This is a genomic window from Pseudomonas sp. 22189 (assembly GCF_052045635.1).
Taxonomy (GTDB): domain Bacteria; phylum Pseudomonadota; class Gammaproteobacteria; order Pseudomonadales; family Pseudomonadaceae; genus Aquipseudomonas; species Aquipseudomonas parakoreensis.
The window spans coordinates 24009-45127 of sequence record NZ_JBQEPG010000005.1 but is presented as its reverse complement, the minus strand read 5'-3'; the positions used below and the strand labels follow the sequence as shown (position 1 = coordinate 45127).

Annotated in this window: 16 protein-coding genes and 1 tRNA gene; 6 read left to right on the top strand and 11 right to left on the bottom strand. The window is 61.3% G+C overall.

Annotated features, from left to right (window positions below; all coding sequences use genetic code 11):
• Positions 1-107: 107 nt before the first annotated feature.
• Positions 108-2729: a bifunctional diguanylate cyclase/phosphodiesterase gene (locus tag ACTJKS_RS06555; RefSeq protein WP_108182742.1), complete on the top strand. Its 2622-nt coding sequence runs from the start codon at positions 108-110 to the stop codon at positions 2727-2729.
• Between the two features lie 374 nt (positions 2730-3103).
• Positions 3104-4414: an ArnT family glycosyltransferase gene (locus tag ACTJKS_RS06550; RefSeq protein ID WP_108184395.1), complete on the top strand. Its 1311-nt coding sequence runs from the start codon at positions 3104-3106 to the stop codon at positions 4412-4414.
• A 28-nt stretch (positions 4415-4442) separates the two neighbouring features.
• Here the strand turns inward: ACTJKS_RS06550 and ACTJKS_RS06545 are convergent, their stop codons facing one another.
• The 5 genes from ACTJKS_RS06545 to ACTJKS_RS06525 all read right to left on the bottom strand — a co-directional run bounded on the left by ACTJKS_RS06545 (position 4443) and on the right by ACTJKS_RS06525 (position 9848).
• A complete protein-coding gene (locus ACTJKS_RS06545; RefSeq protein WP_108182743.1) occupies positions 4443-5789 on the bottom strand; it encodes a glutamine synthetase family protein in 1347 nt (448 codons plus the stop codon).
• Between the two features lie 21 nt (positions 5790-5810).
• Entirely contained in the window at positions 5811-6368 is a 558-nt protein-coding gene (locus ACTJKS_RS06540; protein WP_198758051.1) for a helix-turn-helix domain-containing protein, read from the bottom strand.
• Between the two features lie 13 nt (positions 6369-6381).
• On the bottom strand, positions 6382-7671 hold the full coding sequence (locus tag ACTJKS_RS06535) for an NAD(P)/FAD-dependent oxidoreductase (protein ID WP_440828805.1): 1290 nt from the start codon (positions 7669-7671) through the stop codon (positions 6382-6384).
• Positions 7672-7812: 141 nt separating this feature from the next.
• Complete coding sequence (locus ACTJKS_RS06530; RefSeq protein WP_262947810.1) at positions 7813-9141, bottom strand: ATP-binding protein; 1329 nt, start codon at positions 9139-9141, stop codon at positions 7813-7815.
• Positions 9138-9848, bottom strand: a complete 711-nt coding sequence (locus ACTJKS_RS06525) for a response regulator (protein ID WP_041064082.1) — start codon at positions 9846-9848, stop codon at positions 9138-9140. The genes ACTJKS_RS06530 and ACTJKS_RS06525 overlap by 4 nt, the downstream gene beginning before the upstream one ends.
• A gap of 165 nt (positions 9849-10013) precedes the next feature.
• Between ACTJKS_RS06525 and ACTJKS_RS06520 the strand changes: the two genes are divergently transcribed.
• Both ACTJKS_RS06520 and ACTJKS_RS06515 read left to right on the top strand, forming a co-directional pair.
• Positions 10014-10337 (top strand): hypothetical protein, encoded by a 324-nt coding sequence (locus ACTJKS_RS06520; protein WP_041064083.1) that lies wholly within the window; start codon positions 10014-10016, stop codon positions 10335-10337.
• Positions 10338-10403: 66 nt separating this feature from the next.
• Positions 10404-11045, top strand: coding sequence for a DUF3313 domain-containing protein (locus tag ACTJKS_RS06515; RefSeq protein ID WP_411157849.1), 642 nt, complete (start codon positions 10404-10406; stop codon positions 11043-11045).
• Positions 11046-11068: 23 nt separating this feature from the next.
• Here the strand turns inward: ACTJKS_RS06515 and ACTJKS_RS06510 are convergent, their stop codons facing one another.
• The gene (locus tag ACTJKS_RS06510) at positions 11069-12691 is read right to left on the bottom strand and encodes a mechanosensitive ion channel family protein (protein ID WP_108182748.1); all 1623 of its coding nucleotides are present in this window, start codon (positions 12689-12691) and stop codon (positions 11069-11071) included.
• A gap of 172 nt (positions 12692-12863) precedes the next feature.
• Positions 12864-13469, bottom strand: a complete 606-nt coding sequence (locus tag ACTJKS_RS06505) for a TetR/AcrR family transcriptional regulator (protein ID WP_108182749.1) — start codon at positions 13467-13469, stop codon at positions 12864-12866.
• 159 nt (positions 13470-13628) lie between these two features.
• Here ACTJKS_RS06505 and ACTJKS_RS06500 point away from each other — a divergent pair, with 159 nt between their 5' ends.
• On the top strand, positions 13629-15011 hold the full coding sequence (locus ACTJKS_RS06500) for an aspartate aminotransferase family protein (protein WP_108182750.1): 1383 nt from the start codon (positions 13629-13631) through the stop codon (positions 15009-15011).
• Between the two features lie 194 nt (positions 15012-15205).
• Positions 15206-16498 carry an OprD family porin gene (locus ACTJKS_RS06495; protein ID WP_108182751.1) on the top strand — a complete coding sequence of 431 codons (1293 nt, stop codon included), beginning with the start codon at positions 15206-15208 and terminating at the stop codon, positions 16496-16498.
• Between the two features lie 214 nt (positions 16499-16712).
• Here ACTJKS_RS06495 and ACTJKS_RS06490 read toward each other — a convergent pair.
• From ACTJKS_RS06490 to fdhE, 4 genes are all read right to left on the bottom strand, one after another.
• Positions 16713-16808, bottom strand: a tRNA-Sec gene (locus ACTJKS_RS06490).
• Between the two features lie 7 nt (positions 16809-16815).
• Positions 16816-18732, bottom strand: a complete 1917-nt coding sequence (selB, locus tag ACTJKS_RS06485) for a selenocysteine-specific translation elongation factor (protein WP_262947954.1) — start codon at positions 18730-18732, stop codon at positions 16816-16818.
• Complete coding sequence (gene selA, locus ACTJKS_RS06480) at positions 18729-20141, bottom strand: L-seryl-tRNA(Sec) selenium transferase (protein WP_108182753.1); 1413 nt, start codon at positions 20139-20141, stop codon at positions 18729-18731. Before selA ends, selB begins: the two co-directional genes overlap by 4 nt.
• 49 nt (positions 20142-20190) lie before the next feature.
• The gene (gene fdhE, locus ACTJKS_RS06475; RefSeq protein WP_108182754.1) at positions 20191-21117 is read right to left on the bottom strand and encodes a formate dehydrogenase accessory protein FdhE; all 927 of its coding nucleotides are present in this window, start codon (positions 21115-21117) and stop codon (positions 20191-20193) included.
• Positions 21118-21119 lie beyond the last annotated feature (2 nt).

Below are 21119 nucleotides of genomic sequence, written 5' to 3'. Positions count from 1 at the left end.
CACTACGCTTGAGAAATCCGCCGCAGCGCCATTGCCAACAACAGATTGAACAATGCGCTCGGGCCGCTGTTCCAGATGAGCAAACCCTAGCTACCAAGGACGAGCATATGGACAGTTTCGCTCCTGCCACGCCGGTTCCGCCTCAGCAAAGCGCCATTACCCGCCGCCTGGCATTTGCGGTCGCCACGCTGTTTATCGTCGGGGTGATTGCTGCGATTGGCACCCTGCTCAGCATTGCCGCTCGCCTGGATCGCGAGGATGTCGAGCAAACCCGCTTCTATACGGCCCGCGCCCTGGAAAATCGCATCGCGACCTCCAAAAGCTACATCACCAGCTATGCCGACTGGACCACGGCTTACGAACACTTGCACACCCACGTCGATACCGACTGGGCCTACACCCAGCAGAACATCGGCAAGACCCTGTTCACCAGCGACGGTTACGACGGCGTGTTTGTGCTGGATCGCAGCCGCACGAAGTACGCCGTCGTGCAAGGACAACTCGCCGACGTGGACGTCGGCAGTCTGCTCAAGGCTTCTGCCGCGTCATTGATTGATCAGGTGCAAAACCAGGCTGATCTGACTGTACCGATCAATACCTATTCGCTGTTCGACGGATGGCCGGCACTGGTTACGGCAGCGGCAATTCTGCCCAACGACGAACGTCCGGTGGGCGATCCGACACAGACCTCGGTGCTGGTGTTCGTCGACAAGCTGACGCCTGCCAAACTGCAGGCGATCGGCACTGCCTATGGCCTGCAAAACCTGAAACTTACGGCGGATGACACGCTTGCCGACGAACAGCCTCGGGTGTCGCTGAACAACACCGGTTACAGCCTCAGCGCAGACCTCGAACGTCCCGGCCGGCAACTGCTGTGGTCACTGCTGCCCACGCTTGGCGCCGTGCTGGCCGTGCTGATGCTGTTGACCGCCTATTTCTTGCGTCACGCCGTGCGATCTTCAACCTACGTCGACCACAGTTTCAGCACCTTGCAGGCTTCGAATCAGGCGCTGGAGGCGGCCAACCATGCGCTGGAAGCCAGTGAAGAACGGTTTCGCGCGGTCGCCGAAGCGGCGTCGGACTGGATCTGGGAAGTCGACAGACACTTGCGCCTGACCTATCTCTCGGCGCGCTTCAGCGAAGTGACTGGCTACCCGCAAAGCGAGTGGCTGGGCCAGGGCATTGGGCAATTGGTGTCGTGCGATACCACGCCGCTGGAGCTGTGGCTGAAGAAACTCACCGAGGACAGCAATGCCAGCGACTTGCGTTGCACCTACCGCGATCACGCCGGGCAGCAACGCCACTGTCGACTGTCGGCGAGGCCAATTATCGAGAAGCACACCGTGGTCGGCTATCGCGGCACCGCCAGCGACATCACCGACGAAGTCGCCGCCCATGCGCAGATCCAGCACCTGTCGATGCACGACGCCCTCACCGGCCTGCCCAATCGCAACCAGTTGGCGCGTTATCTGGATGAGGCGCTGTTGCTCAAGGAGCACGCGCCGCCGCTGTCGCTGCTGGTGATCGACCTGGACAACTTCAAGCCGATCAACGACTCCCTCGGCCATCCGGCAGGCGACGCGGTGTTGCAGGAAGTCGCCAGTCGTCTGCGCGAATGCACCCGCGAGCACGACATCGTCGCACGCCTGGGTGGCGACGAATTCGTTGTGGTGCTCAATGGCATGGACACTCGGCAGGAAGTCGACCGGTTCTGTATGCGGCTGGTCGAGAGCCTGCATCAACCGATGCTCTTCGAGCACCATCCGTTGCACGTCGGGGCCAGCATCGGTATCGCCCTGAGCCGCCGCCAGGGCTTCGTGCCCAGCGAGTTGATCCGTTGCGCCGACATCGCGCTCTATCAGGCCAAGTCCGAGGGCAAAAACACCTGGTGCTATTTCGAAGCGCACATGAACGACCAGATCCAGACCCGCCGGCAAATGGAAAGCGACCTGCGCGGCGCGCTGAAAAACGACGAATTCATTCTGCATTACCAGCCGCGCTACACCGTCGACGGCAAGCACATCGTCTCGGTTGAGGCGCTGGTGCGCTGGCAGCACCCGACCAAGGGCCTGCTGGGCCCGGACGTGTTCATCGGCCTGGCGGAACAGACCGATCTGATCGTGGCGCTGGGACGCTGGGTGTTGCGCGAAGCCTGTGAAACCGCACTCGAATGGCCGTCAGACATCCTCCTGTCAGTCAACCTGTCCCCGGCACAGTTCGCCCTCAGCGATGTCGTCGAAGACGTGCGCGAAGCGCTGATCCAGACCCGTTTCCCGGCCAGTCGCCTGGAACTGGAAATCACCGAAAACGTGATGCTCGTCGACACCGACGGCGCGCTGGCCACGATGAATGCGCTCAAGCAACTCGGCGTGCGCCTGAACATGGACGACTTTGGCACCGGCTATTCGTCTCTCGGCTACCTGCGCGCCTACCCGTTCGACGGGATCAAGATCGACAAGCGCTTCATCGCCTCGATCAGCAACGGCGCCAACGATCGCGCCGTGGTCCAGGCGATCATCGGCCTGGGTAAAGCCATGGGCCTGACCGTCACCGCCGAAGGCGTGGAAACCGAGGAGCAACTGGCGATTCTGGGCAAGGATCAGTGCAACGAGGTTCAGGGCTATTTCATGAGTCGGCCAATAGACAAAGCGGCGTTCGCCCGGTTGCTGCAAACCGCCAGAACCGGGCTGGCCGACCATTCGCCGCCGAAAAAGGGTCGGGTTATTTAGCCAAGCGGGAGGCAATGCACATCGGAGCTTTTCTACCCAGCGCCAAAATTGCCGACAACTAAATGTAGAAAGCCCTATAACACGCTCTTCGTTAATGACGTTTTCATCGACTTTAACCCGTCTTGTTCAGGGTGTGTTTAGGCACGTCATGCTTGAATAGTCCTCACCCTGGACTAGGCTCAAATCCAATTTTGCGAAACACATAACTTCACTTCCGGCGTTACCGGGCTTCCAGGATTGCGGGCAAAAAGAACAACTGCAGCAAAGGATTAACGATGGATCGATATGATGCCCCGCTTGTGGTCGAGCGCACTTGGCGGGCAGTGTTGCTGAAAGGATTGATTGCAAGAAATCCATGCCTGAGCATTTTTTTCATGACACTGGCCGTGTTCATGGCATTGCAGTACAAACCCGCGGTCCTCAACTACACAACACGCTTTGTCGACTTTGCCGACTACATGTTGCTGCACGGCATCACACTGTTCCCGATCGCCGAAGACCTCAAACCCTATCCCGACTACACGGTCCTCAATACCTTGTTGGTCTACCTGGTGTCCTTGCCATTCGGCCGGGTATCCGTTCTTTCCATGGGTTTTCCGTCCTGCGTGGCCGCGTCGCTGATGCTGGTATTCATTTATCGACTGGGCGCGCTGCACAGCAAGAAGTGGGGGGCGTACGGCGTTCTTTTCAGCCTGCTGACCTGGGCTTTTCTCGACGGCGTCAACTCGCTGGCACTGGATATCTATCCGGCGCTGTTAACGGTGATGTGCTTCTACTTTGCCTATACGGCCGAAATCAAAAAAGACCCGCGCCGCCTGGTGTTTCTGTACGTCGGGCTGGCACTGGGTTTCGCTTTTCGTGGGCCTATCGGCTTGATCGGACCTGCGAGTGTCATTGGCGCTTATTACTTACTGAGCCGGCAGTGGCGCATGTTGCTGCTGTTTTCACTGCTCTCGGGGGTGATTCTGACTGTTGGGGTGGTGTTACTGGCCTGGGCGGCCTACGTGCAAGGAGGGCCAGCGTTCCTCGACGAAGTGCTGAACATGCAGGGCATCGCACGCTTCGGTTCCGACCACGCGCCACGCTATTACTTCTACTTCTCGGCAGGTCTGCTGACCTACGGCATCACGGTGTTTTACGCCATCAACGTCATTCTCAAGAAGTACAAACTGTTCTTCCGTTCGAACCGCGATAGAAACATCGACCTGCTGCGCTATCTAACCGGCTGGCTGCTAGTGCTGCTGGTGCTGTTCACTCTTCCGAGTTCCAAGAAAGCACGCTACATCCTGGCAATCACCCCGGCAATTTCACTGCTGGCCGCTTACCTCTTCGTCAGCAAGGAAGCCGCCTTCGTCCGCGCCAAAAACGGCCTGCTCAACGTCTGCCTGAAGTTGCCCCTGCTTGGGTTGGGGATGCTGGTGGCGGTGCTGGTCTACAACAACTTCGCCGATGTTTCGTTACAACCCAACTACCTGGGCGTAGTCTTGGGATTGTCTGCGCTACTGAGCTTCTACCATGGCAAACACCAGTATTTCGCCGAGCATCCCTATCGCGAGTTCATGACGCTGTCGTTTGGCGTAGCGGCATTTCTGATACTGGATATGTTTTTCTTCAACCCGATCACCTATCACCTGGAACTCATGATCGAACCCACACCGAAGTTTTTGCCGTATTGGTTTTGGTGAAGGGCTGAAGAAGTCACTGAACCAGTGATCACAAATACCAGCGATACTCCCGCGCACTGATCTCCTGCATGAATGCCAGGTGATCCTGACGTTTGTTCTCGCAATACACGTCGACAAACTCGGCGCCCAGTCCCGCACGCAGTTGTGGCTGATGCTGCAAGGCGCGCACCGCGTCGAGGATCTCCGTCGGAAAGTCGATGCCGCTGTTGCGGTCGTCGTTGAGGGGCGGGATCGGTTCCTTGCCTGATTCCAGACCATGTTCCAGGCCTACCAGAATCGCCGCCAGCACCAGATACGGGTTGGCGTCAGCGCCGGCCAGTCGGTATTCGATGCGCAGGTTTTTCGTGTCCGACTCGGGGATGCGCAGGCAGGCGTCACGATCCTCGTAACCCCAGCTCGCTTTGGTCGCAGTGTTCACCGTGCCGCTCAAACGGCGCATGGCGTTCTGGTTCGGCGCGAAGATCGGCATGCTGTGCGGCAGCAGATCCAGGCACCCCGCCACCGCGTGGCGCAGCGGCTGTTGGTGATTGGCGGCCAGCAGATTGTTGCCGGCGGCGTCATACAGGCTGACATGCACATGCATGCCGCTACCCGGATGCTGCACGTACGGCTTGGCCATGAAACTGGCGCGATAGCCGTGCTTGAGCGCAACGCCGCGGGTGCTGCGACAGAACAGCGCCGCCCAGTCGGCGGCGCGCAAACCGTCATCCAGGTGGCCGAAATTGATTTCGAACTGGCCCGGCCCCAGCTCTGCGGTAATCACCGTGGCGTCGATGCCCTGCGCCCGCGTCGCTTCAACCATGTCGTCAAGCACCGGGGCGAAACGCGAGAGGCGTTCGATGTGCATGTTCGGCTGATCATCGGCGTCGTCGGTCAGCTCATCCCGCGGGAATTGCGGCAGCCCGTCGCGAAGTTTTTTGTCGAATAAGTAGAACTCCAGTTCGAAGGCCACCACCGGGTGAATACCCTTGGCTGCCAGTCGATCCAGCACTTTCGCCAATACCTCGCGGGGTTCGAATTCGATCGGTTTGGCGGTGCCGTCGGAGGTGATCAGCATTTGCCCCAGCGGTTGACTTTCCCAGGTCACGGGCTTGAGTGTGCCGGGCACCAAGCGGCGCACAGCGTCCGGATCACCGTCGTTGAAGCAGTAATCGCCGATCTTGAACAGACCGCCCTGCACGCCCAGCAACACGCAGTTCTGCGGCAGTTTCAAGGCGCTGCCCGCCGCGACTTTTTCGAGCATGTCCACCGGATAGCGCTTGCCGTAAAAATGCCCCGGAATGTCCAGGGAAATCAGGTCGACATAGCGTACCTCGGGGTAGCGTTGGCGAAACGCGCGCACTTCAGCGAGCAGATCAGAGCAGACAGCGTCCATCGTATTCATCCTTTGTTGTTATCAGGTGTAGACCCAGAGCACGCGAGTGAGCTGCCCGGTGAGGTTGCCGTAGCGGCAATGGGTGTGACTGTCGAATTGAAAGCTGTCGCCGGCGCTCAAGGTCACCGGTTCGTCGTCGTTGCCCAGCCACAAGGTCAGCTCGCCTTCGAGGACGTAACCGCCCTGCTCCGAGCTGTCGCTCATGTGCCGGTCACCGCTGCTCGCGCCCGGTTCCAGATGACTTTCGAGCATCGAGAACGAGGCGCGCATCTGCGGCGACACCAGAATGTCGGTAATGCCGCTGGCGTAATACAGCGTGCGGCGCTCGTCCGGACGGGTGACCCACGGCACTTGTCTGGGTTTGGGCAGGCTGTAGAAATAGGTGGTCGGCACGCCGAGGGTTTCGCTGATCGCGGTGAGGTCGGCCACGGTCGGGCGCGACAGGCCGCGTTCGACTTGCGAGAGAAACCCCACCGAACGGCCGATTTTGTCCGCCAGTTCCTTGAGGGTGCATTTCTTGTGCTTGCGCAGGTCGTGGATCAGGATCGCCAGCGCGGCGATTTCTTCTTGCTTGTTCATGGTCAAAATCTCATCAAATACTGTCGCGCAGCCGATACCAGGCCTTGCCGATGGCTTCCAGCGGTGCTGCGAAGTGCTTGCCGCCGGGGAAACGGCCATTGCTCACGCCCTGATACAACGCCAGTTCATCCGTCTCGCCGAGAATTGCATCGGACACCGCGCGGGCGGCGGCCAGTGTCGGCAGCACGCCATGCCCCGAATAACCCTGAAGCCAATAACGGTTGCCCTCGCCACCGACATCCGGCGTACGGTTCATGGTCAGGTCGATGTGCCCGCCCCAGGCGAATTGCAATTCAACGCCCTTGAGTTGCGGGAACACCCGTTCGAGAAACGGCCGGGTCGCCGCCGCAATGTCCTTGGGCATGCCACCCAGATAGGTGCAGCCGCCGCCGAACAACAAGCGGTTGTCCGGTGTGCGGCGGAAGTAGTCGAGGACGAACTGGTTGTCGGTCACGCAGACGTTGCTCGGCAGCAGCGCGATGGCTTGCTCCGGGGTCAGTGGCGCGGTGGCGACTTGATAAGTGCCGACCGGCAGGATGCAACGGGAGAGTTGCGGATCAAGTTCATCAAGATAGGCGTTGCAGGCCAGCACCAGCACGTCGGCCGTCACCGAACCGCGTTCGGTATTGACCCGGAAACCGTCGCCCTCCTGCTGATAACTCAGCGCTTTGCTTTGCTCATGAATACGCCCGCCGGCGCGCTCGATGGCGGCGGCCAGGCCAAGCGCCAGTTTCAGCGGATTGAGGTGCGCGCCTTCGGCGTCAAAGAGCCCCGCCTGATAACGATCGCTGGCGACCCATTGCGGCAGGTCTTCACGGGAAATGAATTGCAGACCGTCATGGCCCCATTTGTGACGGGCTTCGTGTTGCCATTCAGTCAGCAGGCTGACCCGACGCGGCATCACCGACGTCCACAAATGGCCGGGGCGATAGTCGCAATCGAAACCATGCCGCCCGGGCAATTCACGCAGTTCCTGCGCGGCCCAGCGCATGCCGTCCCATAGGCGACGGGCGCGCTCATAGCCGAGCGCAGCTTCCAGCGGCGGCATGTCGCACGACCAGCCCAGAATCGCCTGCCCGCCATTGCGTCCCGACGCGGCCCACGCCACGCGACTGGCTTCGAGCACAGTGACGCGCTTGCCGGCCAAAGCCAGACGCAGCGCGGTATGCAGCCCGCTGAATCCGGCGCCGATGATCACCACTTCGGTGTCGTGCGCGCCTTCCAGCGCCGGCCGTGTGCTGAGAATATCGGCGCAACTGTGGGCGTAATAACTGGCGACATGCTGCTGGGATTGCTGAAACATTCGGCGCCTCATGAAATTTATTTCTTATAATTTCATGAAAATCTACAGAACAAATTTCATAGCGACAAGCAGCAAAGCGTTTTTCACCCGTTATCAGGGTCGCCATAACAGCGGGATGTTTCGCACCTCAGGCCTGAGGTGCTACAGCGGCAACTCAACCCGAGCCTGCAAGCCGCCGCTGCTGCGATTACTCAACGTCAGTTCGCCACCCTGCTCTTGCACGATCGCCCGCGCCGCCGACAACCCGAGCCCGACGCCACCGGTTTCCCGGTTGCGCGAGGTTTCCAGGCGGAAGAACGGGTCGAACACCCGCTGCAACGACGCTTCGGGAATCCCCGGCCCCTCGTCGCTGACGTCAACGCAAACGCTGTAGCCATCGCTGCTCAAGGTAATGGCCGGCTGCTGCGCGTACTTTTCGGCGTTATCCAGCAGATTGACGATCACACGCTTGATTCCCAGCGGGCGGCCCTCGTAGACCAGATGCGCCGGGCCATGGAAATCGATGGCGATGTTCTGGTCGCGGTAGTCGTCGATGATGGTCTGCAGCAACTCCGACAGGTCGAACGCAGTGCTCTGTTCCGGCTGAGTGTCTTCCCGAAAGAACGCCAGCGCAGCGTTGATCATCGACTGCATTTCTTCAATGTCGCGGATCAGTTTGCCCTGATGATCAAAGTCCTCCATGAACTCGCTGCGCAGGCGCATGCGGGTCAGCGGCGCACGCAAGTCGTGGGAGATCGACGCGAGCATGTGCGTGCGCTCGCTGATGTAATGCTGGATCTGCGCCTGCATGGTGTTGAAAGCGATGATTGCCTGGCGGATCTCGTCCGGGCCTTCGACTTTTATCGGCGGCGCGCGCAGATCACCGCCAAAGCGGCGGGCGGCACTGGCAAAGCGTTGCAGCGGTTTGGCCAGTTGCTGCGTGGCCAGCCAGGCCACCAGCACGGTGGCGATCAGACCGAGGGCGATGATGATCGCGATGCGTGTGCCGATGTCCAGGCCCCAGGAGCGCTCGGGCGAAGAGAACAACAACCAGCTGGCATCCGGCAGTTGAATCAGCGCCGCGTAGCGCGCCAGCGTACTGCCGCTCGGCCAGTCGGCGGGATTGAACACCCGAATGTCTCGCTCATCACCCAGCAACTGATGCAACCCCGACGTCTTGTTGGCGATCAGCTGCGTACCCCCTGCTGGCAATCCGAGTTCGTCACGTTGCGCACTCCACGTCACCTCCTGCGTCGGGCCGGTTGCCGCGTGCGCGAGTTTCGGGCGTAAAGGCGCTGGTGCAGCCTCGATCACTTTGACGGTCGCCGCAATCTGCTCCAGCAACCCGGTGCGCTCAATCGGTGGTCGCGCCCAGGTCCCGGCCACCTCCACGAACAGAAAATTGAGCGCCAGCGAAGCGAGCATGGCCGCGACGATGGTCAGGGCGATCCGCCGACTCAGCGGATCACGGCGCAGGAAGCGACGGATCATGCGCGCGTGACCTTGGCGGTGAACAGGTAACCGCCGTTGCGCACGGTGCGGATCAGGTCCGGACGCTTGCTGTCCGGCTCGATCTTGCGGCGCAAGCGGCTGACCTGCACGTCGATGCTGCGATCAAAGGCGTCGTGGCCCTGGCCGCGAGACAGGTCGATCAGTTGCTCGCGGGTGAGAATGCGTTGCGGGTGTTCGAGAAACACCACCAGCAGATCAAACTCGCCACCGGACAGCGGAATCATCACGTTTTCCGGGGAGCGCAGTTCGCGACAAGTGATATCCAGATGCCAACCGGCGAAAGCAATCACCGGTCGCGAAGGTTCGCTGACAGGGCTGACCTGCTCACCGGCACGACGCTGCACGGCGCGCAGACGGGCCAGCAGTTCACGCGGGGCAAACGGTTTGGTGACGTAGTCGTCGGCGCCCAGTTCGAGGCCGACAATCCGGTCGCTCAATTCGCCCATGGCAGTCAGCATGATGATCGGAATGCCCATCTGCGCCCGCACTTTCTGGCACAGGCTCAGGCCGCCTTCACCGGGCAGCATCAGATCGAGAATGATCGTGTCCGGGCGCTGCTGGGCAATCGCCGCCCACATCGCTGCGCCATCAGCGGCGACATCGACCTCGTAGGCGTGCTGGACGAAGAACTTCTTCAGCAGGGCGAGAATTTCCACGTCATCGTCGACGATCAGCAGTCTGCTCACGGGCACAGGATCCTCAGGCCAAAAAAGAACGCATCTAAAACCATTCTGGCCGCCAGGTCATACATTTCAATCGAGCAACATTCCTTCGTCGCGGACATCAAGCGGACATGCTGCGGCAAAACCCCTCAGGCACTCTGCTCGCCATCGACAACCGGGGGGCATTCAATGAGCGCATTGCACGACAGGTACACCGCCGAGGGCCACGACGCCCGCTATCCGTTGATTCTCAGCCAGCGCACCAGCGCGCCTGATCAGAATACGCCGTTGCTGTTTCAGGAGTTCTGCCTGGGCCTGTCAGATGACCAAAGCCGTATCGTCCTGCGCCGCTATTTCGAACAGTACGACCCGGCAGACGCCCGATGGGTGGAGTACGTGCATTCGATTCCGACCGCCGACCTCATCCAGTGGATCATGAGCCACGGCCAGCTGCACATCGAATGCTCGGACAACACCCCGCCGCTCTCCTCCCCAATCACTGCCCGCGCTTGAACGACGCGGGTCAAAAAGCGCAAAACAAGGATTCGCATGATAAAAAGCCATTGCTTGATGACACTGATGTGCACAGCGTCTCTGAGCCTGTCGGCCTGCAGCAGCAAAACCGTTGAACCGCAGAAGTACACGGGATTTCTGCACGATTACAGCGTGCTGAGCGAGCACACATCGCCATCCGGGCAGACCGTGCTGGGCTGGGTCAGCCCGGCGCTGGCCCGAGGGCGTTACACCCAGGCCTATCTGGCGCCCAGTCAGTTCTACCCCAGCGTCGCGCCGACCGAGCGAGTTCCGCTGAGCACGCTGTCCGGCGTCACCGACTACTACGACGCCGCGCTCAGGCTGGAGCTGGGCAAGGTCATGCACCTGGTATCGCAACCCGGGCCGAATACCCTGACCGTCAGACCCGCGATTACCCGCGTCGCCGCCAGCACCCAGGACTTGCGCTTGTATGAATGGCTGCCGGTGACCCTGGTTGCCGCCGGCGTGAGCACCGCCACCGGCATCCGCGATCAGGACAGCGAAATCACCACCGAAGTCTCGTTCGAGGACGGCTCCACCGGCGAAGTGGTCGCCGAAGTGGTGCGCAAGGGTACCGGCGTGCCGCTGGAAAACGACAAACAAGTGCTGACTGCCGATGACGTCAAAGGCGTGCTGGATGGTTGGGCCAGCGATCTGGGCAAGTCGTATGCCGCGATCCGGCGCTGACGCCCCCCAAAGAACGGCACTGACTAAGGCAAATCCTGACCCTCCGGCTTTTGTGCGGGGGCCGTGAACCACTTGTCCTTCGGCACTCGCTTCTCTTGCTGCGGGTCATCCAGATAATGCGGCGACATGATCTGCACGCCATATTCGTTGAACACATCCTGAATATTGGCGTGAAGCATGCTCAGCAACACCGCACGCGGGCGCGGCTGGCTCGGAATGGCCTGCGCCACCAAGCGATATTCGGGATAGAAATCCGACAAGGCAGTCTGGAACACCTGAGCCGGCGGGTCTTCCAGAACACCCGGCGTGCGGCGAGCCGCCTCCAGCAACATCGCCTCGACCTGCCGCCAGGGGGTGTCGTAACCGATGGTGACCACGGTATCGACCACGTAACCGGGCCCCTTCACGGTCCGCGAGTAGTTTTTGGTGACGGTGCCGGTGATCATCGAATTGGGCAGCGTCAGCACTTCACCCAACCCGGTGCGGATGCGTGTAGTGAACATGCCCAGCTCGGTGACGGTGCCTTCATATTCGCCGATCCTGACGAACTCGCCGGGGCGCAAAGTGCGCGTGTAGGTCAGGATCAATCCGGCTGCCGCCTGCCCCACCACACTGGTAGCACCGAGGGAAATCATCAGGCCGATCAGCACCGACAAGCCCTTGAACGCATCGGTGCCGGCGCCCGGCAGATACGGATACGCCATCGCCAGGGCAAACAGCCAGATGGCCAGCGAGGTCAGGCGTTGGGTCGGTTGCAAGGTCTCATGGTTCAGCCAACTGAAGGTGCCCGGGGTCGCCATGCGCCGCAAAATGCGCCGGGCAAACGCCGTCACCCCACGGGCGATAAAGAAAATGGCCAGCGCCACGCCGAGCCCGGGAATCGCCCCGACAATCCCATCCAGCAGATAGCCGGCCAACTCGAACAGGTAGTTGTTGAGGCTTTCACCCCACGGCCGGGTGTAGGGAAATCGCGACAGGACAAACCCGAGCCATTCATAGGTCAGTAGCGCAATCACCAGCCAACGCAACACCAACAGTAGGCGACTGACCAACGGATAAAGGAAATTGGCGTCGATCAACTGCACCCGCCCGACTTTCAGCACCTGGGTATGGCGCTCCATCAACTCGGGCAATTTGCTCAGCAACTTGCGACGCAGGTAGGCCAGGCACCAGAGCAAGCCGACATAGATCACCGTGGACGCTGCCACCAGCGCCAAAGACCTGAGGATCAGATGCAGGCTGCGCGCCTCCCCGGTTTCAGTGACCACCTGGCGCAGTTTCTCGGCCGCGCCTTCGGCAGCCTGCTGTACTGAGGCGTATTCGAGGCCATCAACGTCCTTGGGCGCGACGATGAACGCACGCTTGTCGCCCAGTAAAACCATGTAGCTGTTCTGGATCGGGTCGATCGAGACCGTCAGATTCTCTGACTCGTCCAGCGCCTCGGTGATGACCGTCTTCGCTCGCTTGACCCGCGTCGCCGGCGATTCGCCCAGCAGCGTCGCGCGAAACAGCATGATGCTGCGGTTGGCGACCTTCAGCTCCACCGCTTCATTCGCAGGCTTTGCCGTCTCCTCAAGCGCCCAGCCACCTGCGGACCCGAGCAAGGCACAGACCATCATCGCTACCGCCAGCAGCCTGCTTCGCATGCGCGTGTTTCCTTACGCCCGGGTGTCAGAGGAATACGTAAGGCAGCGTAGTTGAGCGCTGAACGGTTGTCAGATCGGCTTGCAGGATGAGGGTGATGACAGTATTTCTTCATTGCTGTCATTCACTCTGCGGACAGCCTTCGCCTCTGACGGGTCGGACCTGTCAGTCCGTTCAACCTTCCAGCATGCCGTGACACAACAGCGTCAACACCCCGCGCATGTGCAAGGCATGCGCCGGTCGGTCCGGCACTTCCTGGGTCGCCAAACGGATGAACGCCATGTTCGCGTACTGGTTGAACAGCGTCGCCGCCACGTCCAGATCGACCGACGCACGCAGCTTGCCCTGCGTCTGGAAATGCCCGAGCAGCGCTTTGGTTTCTTCGATCACCGCCGCATTCCAAGGACTCAACACCTGAGCCAGCTCGCCGGTCAGCAGAAACGGCGCCAATTCACGCCACAGCGAGGCCGGCATTGCTTGCAGTTGGTAGTCGGTCATCAAGCCTTCGAACTCGCACAGCGCCTCCAGCGGATCACTGTCGTCGTCCAGATTGGCCCGCGCATCGCGCATCGCCTGCTCGTCCGGCTGTTTGAGCAAGGCCAGCAAAATTTCCTGTTTACCACCGAAATAATTGACCACCGTTGGCGCGGAAACCCCGGCCTGATTGGCGATTTGCTCCAGCGTGGTCGCGCCGAAGCCGTTACTGATGAACAGCTCCAGCGCCGCCTGCGCAATGACTTCCCTGCGCTGTTCCTTTTGCCGTTCTCTGAGCCCGCTCATGGTGCTGGTGTCCTGTCTTGCTGATGGGCGTCAGCCTACGGATTTCTTTTTTCACCGACAAATATTTTCTTTACAAAAATATTTTTAAGTGACAAATATTAGCCGTGCACCGCTGGAATGAACGCGCACTCACTTGCCCCGTTTCTCTGGAGAACCGCCATGTCCGCCGAATTCGATCCGACCCGCAGCACCCGCGATTACCAGGCCGCCGACGCCGCCCACCACATTCACGCCTTCGTCGACCAGAAGGCGCTCAACGAGGAAGGCCCGCGGGTGATGGTCAGCGGGGATCGCCTGGCGCTGTGGGACAACGACGGCAAACGTTACCTGGACGGCATGTCCGGCCTGTGGTGCACCAACCTTGGCTACGGACGCAAGGATCTGGCCGCCGCCGCGACCGCGCAGCTGCAACAACTGCCCTACTACAACATGTTCTTCCACACCACTCACCCGCAGGTGATCGAGCTCTCCGAACTGCTGTTCAGCCTGCTGCCCAGGCACTACAGCCACGCGATCTACACCAACTCCGGCTCCGAAGCCAACGAAGTGCTGATCCGCACCGTGCGCAAGTTCTGGCAGGTGATGGGCCAGCCCGAGAAGAAAATCATGATCGGCCGCTGGAACGGCTACCACGGCTCGACGCTGGCCGCGACGGCGCTGGGCGGCATGAAATTCATGCACGAAATGGGCGGCACCATCCCTGACGTCGCGCACATCGACGAACCATACTGGTTCGCCCACGAAGGCAACCTCAGCCCCGAAGAGTTCGGCCTGCAGGCAGCGCGGCAACTGGAAGACAAGATCCTCGAACTGGGCGCCGACAAGGTCGCCGCATTCGTCGCTGAACCGTTCCAGGGCGCTGGCGGCATGATCATCCCGCCCGCCACTTACTGGCCGGAAATCCAGCGCATCTGCCGCAAGTACGACGTGTTGCTGTGCGCCGACGAAGTGATTGGCGGGTTTGGTCGCACCGGCGAATGGTTTGCGCACCAGGCCTTCGGTTTTGAACCGGACACGCTATCGATCGCCAAAGGCCTGACCTCCGGCTACATCCCCATGGGCGGCCTGATCCTGTCGCGACGCATGGCCGAAGCGCTGGTGGAAAAAGGCGGCGTGTTCGCTCACGGCCTGACCTATTCCGGTCACCCGGTGGCGGCGGCGGTAGCCATCGCCAACCTCAAGGCCTTGCGCGATGAAGGCGTGGTCACACAGGTCAAAAACGACACCGGCCCGTACTTGCAGAACTGCCTGCGCGAAGTGTTCGGCAACCATCCGCTGGTGGGCGAGGTTCAGGGCGTCGGGCTGGTGGCGGCATTGCAATTCGCCGAAGACAAAGCCACCCGCAAGCGCTTTGCCAACGAGAACGACATCGCCTGGCGCTGCCGCACCATTGGTTTTGAGGAAGGCCTGATCATTCGATCGACGCTAGGCCGAATGATCATGGCCCCGGCACTGATCGCTACGCGGGCGGAGCTGGATGAATTGGTCGACAAGACGCGTATCGCGGTGGATCGCACCGCTCGCGAGTATGGCGTGCTGTAACGCATACCCCCTGTGGGAGCTAGCCTGCTAACGAAAGCGGAGTGTCATTCAACATCATTGTCGATTGGCAGACCGCCTTCGCTAGCAGGCTAGCTCCCACAAGGGCATTCGACTGAACCCAGCACATTCGCTCAATCCGGCCCGATTGATTGTGCCCATCATCAGCGACCTTCCCTGATTGTCGGTCTCCCTCGATGGCTCCCTCGACACCACGCTTTGCACTGTTGGCCCTGCTTTGCGCAGCGACCGACACTGTTTTCGCCAGCGACTTCTTCAACGACGCCAAAACCGATGTGCTCAGCCGCAACTTCTTCCTGAGCAACGACTACCGCTCGCCCTCGCCCTCCGGCAAAAACTATAAGCAGGAATGGGCCCAGGGTTTTATTGGCACGTTCACCTCTGGCTACACACCGGGCAGCATCGGTTTTGGCATCGATGCCCACGCCTTTCTCGGCCTGAAACTCGACGGCGGCAAAGGTCATTCCGGCACGGGGCTGTTGCCGGTCGACAGCAGCGGTCGCAGTGAACCGAACTACTCCAGCGCCGGCGGCGCGTTCAAACTCAAGGTTTCGCGAACGACCCTCGCGTTCGGCGAGATGACCGTGGAAACCCCGGTGTTCGACACCTCGGACAAACGCCTGCAACCGGAATACGCCACAGGTTTACTGTTGAACAGCCGTGAAATCGACAACGTAAACCTCACGGCCGGACACTTCACCGCGTTCAAGAATCAGGACAGTTCTTCAAGCCACGGCGACTTTTCCGGCTACGGCGCCACCACTGAGGCCGGCGGAATCAGTTTTCTCGGCGCCGACCTGTATGGCGACAGACCCGTCGGTGGTTCGCTGTACGCTTCGGAACTGACAGACACCTGGCATCAGTATTACGCCAATCTGCACGTCAAACAGTCCGGCCTGCTGCTCGACGCCAACCTCTACCGCACCCGCGATACCGGCCGCGCGCTGGCCGGCGCCATCGATAACACGGCGTTCAGCCTGTCCGGCAAGTACAACTTTGGCCCGCATGGAGTGATGCTCGGCTGGCAACGCATCAATGGCGATACACCGTTCGATTTCGTGGGCGGCGACTCGATCTACCTCGCCAACTCGATCAAATACACCGACTTCAACGGCGCCGGTGAACGTTCCTGGCAAGCACGCTACGACCTTGACCTCGGCGCCTTCGGCATCCCCGGCCTGACCTTCATGACCCGATATGTTCGCGGCAGCCACATCGACGGCACCCACGCGCCCAAGGGCAGCGCGTACAACCCGTTCGATGCCGACACCGGCGACTATCAGCCGCAGCAAGGCGCTGGCGGCAAACATTGGGAACGGGATATCGACCTGAAATACAGTGTGCAATCGGGAGCGGCAAAGGATTTGTCGGTGCAGCTGTCGCACGTCTCGCACCGAGCGAATGAGGCACAGGCAGGCGATGATATCGACCGGATTTATGTGGTGATTCAGTATCCGTTGGGGCTTTGATGGCGGGTGGTCAAACCCAGACTCAGAGCCGACGTCACCTACGAATCCATCGACTGGAAAGACTCCACGAAGCCGCCGACAACGCCCCCCCTGTGGGAGCGAGCTTGCTCGTGAAAGCGGTCAATCCGTCGACACAGATGTTGAATGACGTACCGCATTCGCGAGCAAGCTCGCTCCCACAGGGGATTCAGTGCGTCATGAATGCTGCGGTAATTGGCGGAAGGCAGCCGGAGTCGAACCTGCCCGGGAACGGATGCCGTCCCCAACCGGGTTTGAAGCCCGGCCGCGCCACCGGGCGCGATTGCCTTCCTTTGAACTCAGGGTGCGTCGACACTGGCCAGCGCATTATCGTGGCGAATCACGCGGGATTCGCCAATGCGTCGGGTCAGGCCGACGCGGTCGAAGTATTCCAGGTACTGAATACAGCGTTTGCGTCCCAAGCCTAGCGCATCACGAAAAGTTGTCACCTGGATCTGTGGATTTTCCTGCTCCAGTTGCAACAGGACGTCGGCCATGCGCCGCAGTTGCCCGACAGACAGAAACAGGTCGCGCACCACCTGATGCATCAGCCCCAGGCGCGCCAGTTTGCGCAGCAGCAGGCGCACCGCCGCGTCGTCTTCACCGAGCATTTTCGCAACATCGCGCACCCACGGCGGATCGTAGCCGGCCTCTTCGAACAGCGGCTGCATGCGTTGCCACAGGGTTTCGTCTTCGGCATTCAAACGCACCTGATGATCTGGCAGATGCAGCCACGGCCCGCTGGCGTTGATCGATCCGGCGCTGCGCAGTTCTTCCAGCAGGCTGGCAAAGGTCGAGCGCTCCAGCGCCAGACCACTGAAGCGTCGCAGGCGATCGCGATCCGGTCCCATCTGGTCCGGTTCCAGCTCATGCAGTTTGGCCAACTGCTCCAACAGGGTGAACTTCAATTGCCCCCAGCGCTGCACGTTGAACAGCACCGGGCCTTGGCGGGTATCGATCAGGCGCACGTTGGCCGGTAGTGACCAGTCTTCACGCGGGCGATTGAACTGACGCTCCAGCCGTTGCGGATCGAGGCCGCCCGCGCTGTGGTCGAGCAGCAGTGGTAGCGCTTGCTCAAGACTGGCGCTGTCGGCCAGCGCTTGCAGCTGTGCCAGCCGTTCCGGGCTGCGGCGCTGCCGGGCCGGGGCGAACGGGTCGAGCACCTGACCGCCGCCGAGGGTGCGTTGCGCGCTCTGGTCACGCAGGATCAGGCGGTCGCCCTTCACCGCGTGCACCGGCCCGTTGATCAGCAGTTGCGCGAACATGCACTCGCCGGCACGCAAACGCGGGCCTTCAAGCAACGCCACACGGGCGATGACGTCCTGAGTGCCGAGGTGCACGTGCACCGGGTGAAAGTGTTCGAACGTGCGCTCGCCAGGCAGCAATTGAAATTCAATGTCGACCCGTTGCGTCGGTGCGTGCAGCCACTCGGCCAGCAGCCATTGGCCGCGATGAATCTGCTCCAGGGTCAACCGGTCACCACTGATATTCAGCGCCACCCGTTGCCCGGCGAAGGCTTGTTCGGCGGCTTGATTCTGCGCGTGCAACCCGCGCACCCTCACCGCTTTACCGGACGGCCCGAGGGCCAGTTTATCGCCGACGCAAACCGCGCCCGACAACGCGGTGCCAGTCACCACGATCCCGGCGCCCGCCACGCTGAAGGCGCGATCAATGGCCAGGCGAAAACCACCTTCGCGGCTGCGCTCATGGACTTCACGTTGAACCTGCAGCAAGTTCTGGCGCAGTTCATCGACGCCCTGCCCGGTCACGCTCGACACCGTCAGCATCGGTGCTTCGGCAAACGGCCCGGTTTCCAGCAGGTCGAGTACCTGACGTTCAACTTCTTCCACCCTGCCCGGTTCGACCCGGTCGCATTTGGTGATCGCCACCAGTGCCCGGGGAATGCCCAGCAACTGCACAATCGCCAGATGCTCACGGGTTTGCGGCATCACCCCGTCGTCCGCCGCCACCACCAGCAACACCAGATCGATGCCCTGCGCGCCGGCGAGCATGTTGTGGGTGAATTTCTCGTGGCCCGGTACATCGATGAACCCGGTCAGCCCGGCACCGGGTTCCAGCTCCGCGTAGAGATAACCGAGGTCGATGGTCATCCCGCGCTCGCGCTCCTGCGGGCGGCGGTCGCCGGTTTGCCCGGTCAGGGCTTGCAGCAAGGAAGTCTTGCCGTGGTCGATGTGCCCGGCGGTGCCGACGATCACGACTCGACCTGCAACTGCGGCAACTGCGCCAGCCACGCCGGTTCATCGTCGAGTTGGCGTAGATCGAGCCACAGCGCATCATCGTCAATACGCCCGAGCACCGGGATCGGCAACCCGCGCAGCGCCGCTTCCAGAGTCAGCAGACAACGCCCGCGCATGCGTTTCGACACCTGCGGGCGCAGACACAGCGCGGCACTCGGCAGACGCGCCACCGGTTGGCTGCCGCTGCCGATCATGCCCAAGGCCTGCACGGCGCTGACCTGCCACGGTTCACCCAAGACGCCAGCCATCGCCGGTTGTAAACGACAAGCCTGGGCGAGGATCTCGGCTTGCGGACGAGTCAACAGCCGCAAACTCGGCAGACGTTCGGCGAGGCGATCCGGATCGCGATACAGGCCAAGCACCGCTTCCAGTGCGGCCAGGGTCAACTTGTCGACCCGCAAGGCGCGCTTCAACGGATTCTTTTTGATCTTTGCGATCAATTCTTTGCGCCCGACAATCAACCCGGCCTGCGGCCCGCCGAGCAATTTGTCGCCGCTGAAGGTGACGATGTCCGCGCCATCAAGCAGCGCCTGCCTTACCGTCGGTTCCGCTGGCAAGCCCCAGCGGGTCAAATCGAGCAGGCTGCCGCTACCCAGATCTTCCAGCAGCGGCAAGCCGTGCCGATGAGCCAGTTCGGCCAGTTCGGCGGTGGGCACCCGGGCGGTAAAACCTTCGATGCTGTAGTTGCTCGCATGCACGCGCATGATCAAGCCACTGCGTGGGCTGATCGCGGCTTCGTAGTCGCGAGCGTGGGTTCGGTTGGTGGTGCCGACTTCGTGCAGGCGCACGCCGGCGCGGGCCATGATGTCGGGGATGCGGAACGCGCCGCCGATCTCGATCAGTTCGCCGCGCGAGATGATGCCTTCCTTGCGCGCGCCGAGGCTGTTGAGCGTCAGCAACACCGCCGCGGCATTGTTGTTGACCACGGTGACGGCTTCGGCGCCGGTCAGTTCGCGGATCAGGCCTTCGATCAGGTCGTCGCGATCACCGCGCTTGCCGGTCGCCAGATCGAATTCCAGATTGAGCGGATAACGTGCGGCCATCTGCACCGCGTCGATGGCTTCTTCGGGCAACAACGCCCGGCCGAGGTTGGTGTGCAGTACCGTGCCGGTCAGGTTGAATACCCGCCGTACGTTGCTGCGCTGTTGCTGGGCCAGACGTTCGCCGACACGGCCGGCGAGCACGTCGGGGCTGATTTCAATCGCCGACAATTGCCCGTTCAATACGCTGGAACGCAACTCATCGAGTAACTGGCGCAAACTGGCCAGCAACGACTCACGGCCATAACGCTCGGCCAGCGGCAGACAGGCCGGGTGACGTAACAACCCATCAATGGAAGGTAAACGCGGGGCCACACTTGCGGACATCAGCCACTCCCGAAAAAACAAGACTGTCCGGCGAGTGTAGACGTTCTGGTCATTCGTCTCCCGGCGCCAGCAACAGATTCGGTGCCAGACGCTGATAACCGTCCTGCGCCAGACGCATGTCGAGCAGCAGGCTGGTGAGATCCGCCGACAGCGCTTCGCCTTCGGCATCGTTTTCCAGGTACACCAGCTTCAGGTAGCTGTTGCAGCCCGGGCACACCTCCGCCCGAATCGGCGCCTGATTGGCGGCGTGGCGATCGTCTTCGAGGCTCAGGTAATCCAGCCCCTTGCTCGACTCGCAATACACGCACTTGACCCGCACCACATGCCATTCACAGGCGCACAGCGAACACACCAGATAACGCAGACCGTTGTGCTTGCCGCGATGGCGGATCACCCCGGCCATCGCCGGTGAGCCGCAGCCCGGGCATTGGCTGAGGCTGTCGCCGGGTTTCAGTTGCAGGTTCGGTGCGCTGAGCAGCCAGTGGCTCCACGCCGCTTGCAGCCCGGCGCCGAGAAACGGCACCAACTGCGCCGGCACCATCGAGTATTGACCGCTGACCAACGCCACCGCCCACGCACGCAACTGGCCGGCACTGGCGCTGCGCAGTGTAGCGAGCGCGTCGACTACGGCGGGTTGCTCGGGCGCCACGTAACGTTGCAATAAAGCATCCAGATAAGCCTGCCAAGCGTCTTCGCGCACCAGTGTGTCGGCGGCGAACGGCGGTAAACCATGTTGCTGACAGGCTTCGATCCTTTGCTGATCAAACGGTGCTGTCAGCGGCGGATCATCGAAAACCTGCTGCTGAGCCCGGCACAATCCGGCGATCAGTCGCAGGTAATCAGCCAGCGGATGCCCATGAGCCAGTTGCTCCAGGCGTTGGGCGCGCAAAGTGAACAGGTTGTGCGGCGGCAGGTGCAGAAACGGCGGCGAACTGGCCGCCGCTTCGATTTCCCCAGGTTCAAGAATGGTTGGCAAAA

Excerpts from the sequence above, each read along its gene's own strand:
- ACTJKS_RS06530 (WP_262947810.1), bottom strand. The coding sequence starts at position 9,141 with ATGATCCGTCGCTTCCTGCGCCGTGATCCGCTGAGTCGGCGGATCGCC.
- ACTJKS_RS06510 (WP_108182748.1), bottom strand. The coding sequence starts at position 12,691 with ATGCGAAGCAGGCTGCTGGCGGTAGCGATGATGGTCTGTGCCTTGCTC.
- ACTJKS_RS06495 (WP_108182751.1), top strand. The coding sequence starts at position 15,206 with ATGGCTCCCTCGACACCACGCTTTGCACTGTTGGCCCTGCTTTGCGCA.
- selA (WP_108182753.1), bottom strand. The coding sequence starts at position 20,141 with ATGTCCGCAAGTGTGGCCCCGCGTTTACCTTCCATTGATGGGTTGTTA.
- ACTJKS_RS06545 (WP_108182743.1), bottom strand. The coding sequence starts at position 5,789 with ATGGACGCTGTCTGCTCTGATCTGCTCGCTGAAGTGCGCGCGTTTCGC.
- ACTJKS_RS06520 (WP_041064083.1), top strand. The coding sequence starts at position 10,014 with ATGAGCGCATTGCACGACAGGTACACCGCCGAGGGCCACGACGCCCGC.
- ACTJKS_RS06500 (WP_108182750.1), top strand. The coding sequence starts at position 13,629 with ATGTCCGCCGAATTCGATCCGACCCGCAGCACCCGCGATTACCAGGCC.
- ACTJKS_RS06535 (WP_440828805.1), bottom strand. The coding sequence starts at position 7,671 with ATGTTTCAGCAATCCCAGCAGCATGTCGCCAGTTATTACGCCCACAGT.
- ACTJKS_RS06540 (WP_198758051.1), bottom strand. The coding sequence starts at position 6,368 with ATGAACAAGCAAGAAGAAATCGCCGCGCTGGCGATCCTGATCCACGAC.
- ACTJKS_RS06555 (WP_108182742.1), top strand. The coding sequence starts at position 108 with ATGGACAGTTTCGCTCCTGCCACGCCGGTTCCGCCTCAGCAAAGCGCC.
- ACTJKS_RS06515 (WP_411157849.1), top strand. The coding sequence starts at position 10,404 with ATGTGCACAGCGTCTCTGAGCCTGTCGGCCTGCAGCAGCAAAACCGTT.
- ACTJKS_RS06550 (WP_108184395.1), top strand. The coding sequence starts at position 3,104 with ATGACACTGGCCGTGTTCATGGCATTGCAGTACAAACCCGCGGTCCTC.
- ACTJKS_RS06505 (WP_108182749.1), bottom strand. The coding sequence starts at position 13,469 with ATGAGCGGGCTCAGAGAACGGCAAAAGGAACAGCGCAGGGAAGTCATT.